Annotated in this window: 7 protein-coding genes; 1 reads left to right on the top strand and 6 read right to left on the bottom strand. The window is 43.0% G+C overall.

Annotation, left to right across the window (positions count from 1 at the left end; translation table 11 throughout):
* Nucleotides 1-2 precede the first annotated feature (2 nt).
* Nucleotides 3-1,034 (bottom strand): Glu/Leu/Phe/Val dehydrogenase dimerization domain-containing protein, encoded by a 1,032-nt coding sequence (locus CXF78_RS06410; RefSeq protein WP_102036305.1) that lies wholly within the window; start codon nucleotides 1,032-1,034, stop codon nucleotides 3-5.
* A 284-nt stretch (nucleotides 1,035-1,318) separates the two neighbouring features.
* Between CXF78_RS06410 and CXF78_RS06405 the strand changes: the two genes are divergently transcribed.
* Nucleotides 1,319-1,759: a DUF4826 family protein gene (locus CXF78_RS06405; RefSeq protein WP_011637719.1), complete on the top strand. Its 441-nt coding sequence runs from the start codon at nucleotides 1,319-1,321 to the stop codon at nucleotides 1,757-1,759.
* Between the two features lie 145 nt (nucleotides 1,760-1,904).
* Here CXF78_RS06405 and CXF78_RS06400 read toward each other — a convergent pair whose 3' ends face one another.
* The 5 genes from CXF78_RS06400 to CXF78_RS06380 form a co-directional block, all read right to left on the bottom strand.
* Complete coding sequence (locus CXF78_RS06400) at nucleotides 1,905-3,047, bottom strand: ribosomal protein uL16 3-hydroxylase (RefSeq protein WP_102036304.1); 1,143 nt, start codon at nucleotides 3,045-3,047, stop codon at nucleotides 1,905-1,907.
* A gap of 88 nt (nucleotides 3,048-3,135) precedes the next feature.
* Complete coding sequence (purB, locus tag CXF78_RS06395; protein WP_102036303.1) at nucleotides 3,136-4,506, bottom strand: adenylosuccinate lyase; 1,371 nt, start codon at nucleotides 4,504-4,506, stop codon at nucleotides 3,136-3,138.
* Between the two features lie 39 nt (nucleotides 4,507-4,545).
* Entirely contained in the window at nucleotides 4,546-5,178 is a 633-nt protein-coding gene (hflD, locus tag CXF78_RS06390; protein WP_011637716.1) for a high frequency lysogenization protein HflD, read from the bottom strand.
* 3 nt (nucleotides 5,179-5,181) lie between these two features.
* Complete coding sequence (mnmA, locus tag CXF78_RS06385) at nucleotides 5,182-6,300, bottom strand: tRNA 2-thiouridine(34) synthase MnmA (RefSeq protein ID WP_102036302.1); 1,119 nt, start codon at nucleotides 6,298-6,300, stop codon at nucleotides 5,182-5,184.
* Nucleotides 6,301-6,558: 258 nt separating this feature from the next.
* A partial coding sequence (locus CXF78_RS06380; RefSeq protein ID WP_102036301.1) for an NUDIX domain-containing protein occupies nucleotides 6,559-6,976 on the bottom strand: 418 nt, incomplete at its 5' end.

Genomic DNA, 6,976 nt, shown 5'->3' with positions numbered 1-6,976 from the left:
AACTATCTTGCGGCATCAATAATTGCTTTAGCCATTTCATCGGCTACTGAACCGGTAGTGCGGTTCTCGGTATCAGCACGTTCAAAAATAGTCAGCAGGGTATTGTAAATCTGCTCAACCTTGGCAGTGGAAGCCGCAGCGTCATAGTTTTTCTCAAATGACACATTGATAATGCCGCCAGCATTAATCACGTAATCTGGCGCATATAAAATACCCATTTGCTTGAGTTTTTCACCGTGACGAACCTCTGCTAACTGGTTATTAGCACAACCGGCAACGATGGTGGCTTTTAATAATGGCAAGGTTGTGTCGTTAAGTGTTGCACCTAATGCGCAAGGTGCATAGACATCAACATCCTGGGTATAGATATCTTGCGGAGCAACAACGGTTGCGCCAAATTCGGTTGCAACTCGGTCAAGCGAGGCTTGATGAATGTCGGTAACAATCAGTTCAGCGCCAGCATCATGTAAATGCTTACATAAGTAATAACCAACGTGTCCTACGCCTTGCACAGAGACTTTAATTCCCTTTAGGCTATCAATGCCACGTTGATGCTTTACGGCAGCTTTAATACCAAGATAAGTGCCTAAGGCGGTAAGTGGCGATGGGTCGCCTGATTTACCTTCAAGACCGGCAACAAATTCAGTTTCACGGCTGGCTATCATAATGTCTGATGTCGATACGCCAACGTCTTCAGCAGAATAATATTTGCCACCTAAACTGTTCACAAAGCGTCCGAATGCAAGAAATAACGCTTCGCGGTCGGTTGTTTTAGGATCGGCGATGATCACTGCTTTACCGCCACCCATGGTGAGACCCGCTAACGCATTTTTATAAGTCATTCCACGAGAAAGACGTAATACGTCTGTTAAGGCTTCATCATCCGATTGATAGTTCCACATACGACAACCACCTACGGCAGGGCCTAGGTTAGTGTTATGGACCGCAATAATGGCTTTTAAACCACTTTGTTTATCATGACAAAAGACCACTTGTTCGTGTTCATCGAACGAAACATGATTAAAAACTGCCACGTGATATCTCCGCTTGCTAGCTTGTTGAAGTAAAGTTCTCACACCTTCTGTTAATTGAGTACAAAAGGCGCAAACGACTGCTTGTTATATTTATTGCAGCACGATAGCATTTAGCGATACTCTCAACAAAGCATGATTTAGTTATTTTTGTCATTGATGTGGAAATTTAGCTTGCCACTTTACGTAAACGTAAAGTAACGTATGTTGCATCAGTGTTTTTGAGATTGAATATCAGGTTGCATTTTTGTTCTAACCTGCAATATAACAATAAGATAGGAAGTATTATGACTGAAGAAGTAGCAGAGTCGGTTGCACAGCCAACACCAGATCCAGAGGCATTAAGACAAGAGTGGGTTCGTACTCAATTTCAAAAGGCGAACCGTTTTTTGGCTGAGAAAGGGGTGATCCCAAGCAAAGTACTTGCTGACGAAAGCCGTTATCTTGCTCCTTATTTAGCCATTTGGAAGATGGAATCGAAGCAACCTAAAAAACAAACATTTTGGGTAATGTCAGGTGATTTACCTTCTGATTATGTTGATGTTAAAGTCGCGGCGACGGCTCGTGATGCGATTAGACATTTTTCTATGATGTGGCAACTTAAAGCTGAGAACTTGCATAAGTCGGGTGTAACCAAAGATCCTACTCAACTTAAGTTTGCGCAATTATTGGTGTCGCGTGCAGAAAGCTTATATAAAATGAATCAAGATGAGAAGCTGTGGGGGTAATGCCCTAAGCCAGTGAGTAACTTGACGTAATAAACATAAAAAAGGCACTCACAGTGCCTTTTTTGTTATCTTGAGCTTGATGGATCATATTGATGAGCTCTATGTTGAAAGCGGCCATCAAGCTCAGTGATTTATATGCTAACGATTATTCGCAATCGTCTTCGGCTAAGTAGAATAACCCTTGATTGAGTAATCCAGTCAGAATATCCAATGCCGCAGCATTGGCTGTGAATACACTTGCCTCTTCAGGCGTGATCCTTACCTGGTTAGCCAATAGCTGTAACATGTCATTTGTGACATTAGCAAAGGTGTACACTTCGCCATTGATAAACAAACGCTGCTCGTTATCATTTTCTAACTGCAATACTTTCAAACCACCAATGCGTTGAATTATCGCGCCTTGCTCAATCGCTTCCAATAACTCATCGGCTGTTAATGGCTCTTCGCCTTCACAGATATCAAGTTCGAAACGATTTTGACTCAGTAGTTTACCTAACATGGTTTGATAGCTGGCCGGATCTTGAGCCAATTGGGTCAATAAATCCATAATACCTTGCTGGTGAGATTGGCTAATCATCCCTGGTGTTGTTGGCTCATCCACAGAATTAAAGCGTTTGTGGCCTTGATTGCTGTCGATTAAACTATCCGCGAGTTCAGTTAATAATTCTTGCTGGCTAGGGGCTCTAAAACCAATCGAATATGACAAGGCTAGCGATAGTGTTTCACCGCAATGTGGGTATCCTGGTGGAATGTAGAGCACGTCGCCTTTTTGCAATACCACATCGATAATCGGTTCAAAGTCGTCAACTAGTGGTGAGTTAGGGTTATCGCCGCGACGTTTATGTTGACCTTTGTCGCCCACTTTCCAACGACGTTCGCCATCACCTTGAATGATAAACACATCGTAGTTATCAATATGCGGCCCAACACCACCACCAGGGGTGGCAAATGATGCCATTAAGTCATCAAAACGCCAGTCTGGTAAAAATCGAAATGCTTCGACTAAAGCCTGTGAGTCAGGGTACCAATGGTTGACGGCTTGAACTAATAGCTGCCAGTTGTCTTCACCAAATTGGTCATAGTCTTCAAATGGACCTTGTACCACGTCCCAATCATCACCTTTAGTAACAACCACGCGTGATGAAATTTCTTCTTCGCAGGCTAAACCAGCAAGCTCGTCTGCTGCAATAGGGTCTTCAAAATCGACAAATGCCTGTTTGATTACAAGCGGTTTCTGCTGCCAATGCTGTTTAATAAAGGCTTGGGTATCAATCGTTAATGTGTACATCATTGACCTCAGGTCGAGAGAGTGGTTTATCCAATAAAAAAGCGGTCACAGATGCGACCGCCATGATGATTTATTGTAGATTAAATGACTATTTTAGCTCGTCCACAAAGGCTTCTGCACGGCCGATGTAGTTTGCAGGGGTCATTTTTTTCAGTTCAACTTTAACGTGTGCAGGCAATTCAAGGCCATCGATGAATACTGCAAGTTGTGCAGCATCAATACGCTTACCACGGGTCAGTTCTTTAAGTTTTTCATATGGCTTTTCGATGCCATAACGACGCATAACCGTTTGCACTGGCTCTGCCAATACTTCCCAGTTTTTATCAAGCTCTGCAAGTAGTTGCGCTTCGTTCACTTCTAACTTGCTAATGCCTTTCAAGGTTGCTTGATAAGCAATTAACGAGTGAGCCATACCGACACCTAAGTTACGCAATACGGTTGAGTCAGTTAGGTCACGTTGCCATCTTGAAACGGGTAATTTAGCAGCTAAGTGCTGCATTAGCGCGTTAGCGATACCTAAGTTACCTTCAGAGTTTTCAAAATCAATTGGATTGACTTTGTGCGGCATCGTTGATGAACCAATTTCGCCAGCGATAGTGCGCTGCTTAAAGTGACCTAGTGCAACATAACCCCATATGTCACGATCAAAATCAATTAGGATGGTGTTGAAACGGGCAATGGCATCGAACAATTCAGCAATGTAATCATGCGGTTCAATTTGAGTGGTATATGCGTTCCAATTAATGCCAAGGCTGGTGACAAAACGTTGTGACAACTCATGCCAGTTTACTTCTGGGTATGCAGAAATGTGAGCGTTGTAGTTACCCACCGCACCGTTAATTTTACCCATAATTTCAACAGCGTTGATTTGGTTTAATTGACGATCTAAACGTACAGCGACGTTAGCCATCTCTTTACCAAGTGTAGATGGTGATGCTGGTTGGCCGTGGGTGCGTGACATTAACGGCACGCTTTTATTGTCATGAGCTAATTTTTTGATCGCATCAATAATCTGCTGACAATGCGGCACTAGCACTTGTTCACGCGCTTCTTTTAACATTAAGCCATGAGATAAGTTGTTAATGTCTTCTGAAGTACAGGCAAAATGGACAAATTCATCAATGGCGACTAACTCGGCATTATTGGCAATTTGTTCTTTAATAAAGTACTCAACCGCTTTAACGTCGTGATTGGTGGTGCTTTCAATTTCTTTAACGCGCAGGGCGTCTTGTTCGCTAAAGTTGTCCTTGATGCTGTCTAACAAGGCAAGAGCTGTTTCGCTAAACGGGGGAACTTCTTCAATCTCAGGGCAGCTAGATAATAGCTTTAACCAGTTGATTTCAACTTGAACACGGTACTTAGTAAGACCGAACTCGCTGAAAATCCCTCTTAATGAGGCGGTTTTACTACCATAACGACCGTCTACCGGAGAGATAGCAGTTAGTGCGGAAAGATCCATTTGAAGCTCCTTGATGAACTTTGTTGTAGGGTGATTCGATTAATTGTTATTTTGGCTTTGTTTTGCTGTATCAAATATGGCCTTACGGGCAAACACTAAATGGCGGCGTTTGCCACCTAATTGGCGCCATAATACCGCACTGCGCATCGCAGCAAGCAGTAACGCACGAATTTTGTTTTGCACCTGAGGCTGTTTTAAGCAATCGGGATTACCTGATATTTGTAATTTAGGGCCTAACTCACTGATGATATCACTGTAAATGCTAGCAAAATTGGCAAGTACTTGTTCATCGGTAATCGCAAAATGTGCCAGTTGGCGATGCACTTGATTGATGCGCTCTGCCAACATACCCAAACCATTGGGTGAGCGGGCAAGCTTACGTTCAAGCGCTAATACGCCAACTAAGTAACGAGTCGTTTCGACATCTTTGTTACTGCCATCGCCGAGCTGATTTTGAATCAGTTGATAACCATTGTCTAAAATGGCTTTATCTTGATAGATATCAGCTGTCGATTCAGGCTCTGTGACTAAAATAGTATTAAGCGTAGCAGCTAAGGCGTCTTTGTCACTTTCGCCGTGGCGTGCTAAATACTGCACTTGGCCAATCGCTTGTAAAATACCCGCGAAGGCCATAGTGCGTTCAAACAAGATGTTGTCTGGAGTTTGGCTCACGGATTATCCTCGAATTAAAGTATCGATTATGCCGCCACCTAAACAGATGTCACCATCATAAAACACCGCTGATTGCCCAGGGGTCACTGCGGCAACCGCCTCATCAAACATCACGGTAATATTGTCTGCGTCATCATAGGTGAGGGTACATCCAACATCACGTTGACGATAACGGGTCTTTACCGTAATCGTGCTGTGATTGGCTGGACCTTTACGATCAACCCAATGGAGCTGATTGACAGTCATACCTGTTGACATTAAACGAGGGTGATTGCCGCCTTGCGCCACAATAAGCACATTACGGACTAAATCTTTTTCGACCACATACCATGGGTCTTCATTGCTGTTTTTCAGTCCACCAATGCCAAGGCCTTTGCGTTGTCCAAGTGTGTGATACATCAACCCTTGATGTGTACCAATCACTTCACCTTCCGATGTTTCGATATCACCAGGTTGTGCTGGTAAATACGTTGCTAAGAAGTCAGTAAATTTACGTTCACCAATAAAACAGATGCCAGTGCTGTCTTTTTTGTCGTGAGTAATGAGTCCCAGTTTTTGGGCTATTTCGCGTACTTGATGTTTTTCAAGTTCACCGACAGGGAATAAGCTGCGGGCAACTTGTTCGTGGCTTAAGGTGTATAAGAAGTAACTTTGATCTTTATTGCCATCAACCCCGCGGAGCATTTCAACGCTGCCATCGCTATTATCACGACGACGAACATAATGGCCCATGGCGATATAATCGGCGTCTAAAATGTCGTCGGCAAATTCAAGAAATGCTTTAAATTTGATTTCTTTATTACACATGATATCGGGGTTGGGCGTTCGACCGGCCTTGTATTCTGCTAAAAAATATTCGAATACGTTATCCCAGTATTCGGCAGCAAAATTGACGGTGTGCATTTTTATGCCTAGCTTGTCGCAAACCGCTTGAGCATCTTTTAAATCATCTGCTGCAGCGCAATATTCATCAGTATCGTCTTCTTCCCAGTTCTTCATAAATAGACCTTCAACTTCGTAGCCTTGCTGCATTAACAAGTAAGCTGATACTGAAGAGTCCACACCGCCGGACATGCCGACAATGACTTTTTTACCGTTTGAAGTAGGGCTGAGTGATGTCATAAATCCTAAAAACCTTGAAGAAAGATAATGTATATATTGTGCCGCAATGCCGATGTTTCAAGGCGATTGTGCTAGATTTTTGCTAGTAGTGAATCTGAATACTATTAATTGCGAATATCGCAGAGATTATAGTTGCACATATCGAAGAGATTAATTGGTAAACGGCCAATAAATACGACATTTGTGCGGCGCGTATTCTATCACGCATTCACTTAATGGGCTATCTTGAGGCGCATACAAATAGCCTAAGACAAGCCATTAAAAATAATCGACATTGAGCAACGATAACGGTGTGTGCTGTGCGGGATGGTTTTTATCTGATTGTTGTAAAAAATCTTCAATACTTTTTAGCACTAATGGGCTACGAAGCTGGTTGCCAAGGGCGGTGATGTCTGCAAGATTAAGCCAATGAGTAGCTGTAATGGCATTATCACGAGGTGTGGCGTGTTGTTGCTTGGCCAGCTCAATACAAAATGTATAACGAACAAAGGCTAAATCAGCAGCTGCCCGAAATTGATAGATCCCTACTAAGGCTTGTGGTGTCAGCTCAAGCCCCGTTTCTTCAACAATTTCACGAGCGCATGCTTCTATAATCGATTCATTGGCCTCTAAATGCCCGGCTGGTTGGTTAAATTTAACCGCACCGTTAATGCATTCTTCAACCAATAAAAATTTA

This window comes from Shewanella sp. 11B5 (genome assembly GCF_002836795.1).
In the GTDB taxonomy this organism is placed as follows: domain Bacteria; phylum Pseudomonadota; class Gammaproteobacteria; order Enterobacterales; family Shewanellaceae; genus Shewanella; species Shewanella frigidimarina.
The sequence above is the reverse complement of the archived record's forward strand: the minus strand, read 5'-3'. Positions and strand labels throughout refer to the sequence as shown.

Coding starts and splice junctions, on each gene's coding strand:
- purB (WP_102036303.1), bottom strand. CDS start 4,506: ATGGATCTTTCCGCACTAACTGCTATCTCTCCGGTAGACGGTCGTTAT.
- CXF78_RS06405 (WP_011637719.1), top strand. CDS start 1,319: ATGACTGAAGAAGTAGCAGAGTCGGTTGCACAGCCAACACCAGATCCA.
- mnmA (WP_102036302.1), bottom strand. CDS start 6,300: ATGACATCACTCAGCCCTACTTCAAACGGTAAAAAAGTCATTGTCGGC.
- CXF78_RS06400 (WP_102036304.1), bottom strand. CDS start 3,047: ATGTACACATTAACGATTGATACCCAAGCCTTTATTAAACAGCATTGG.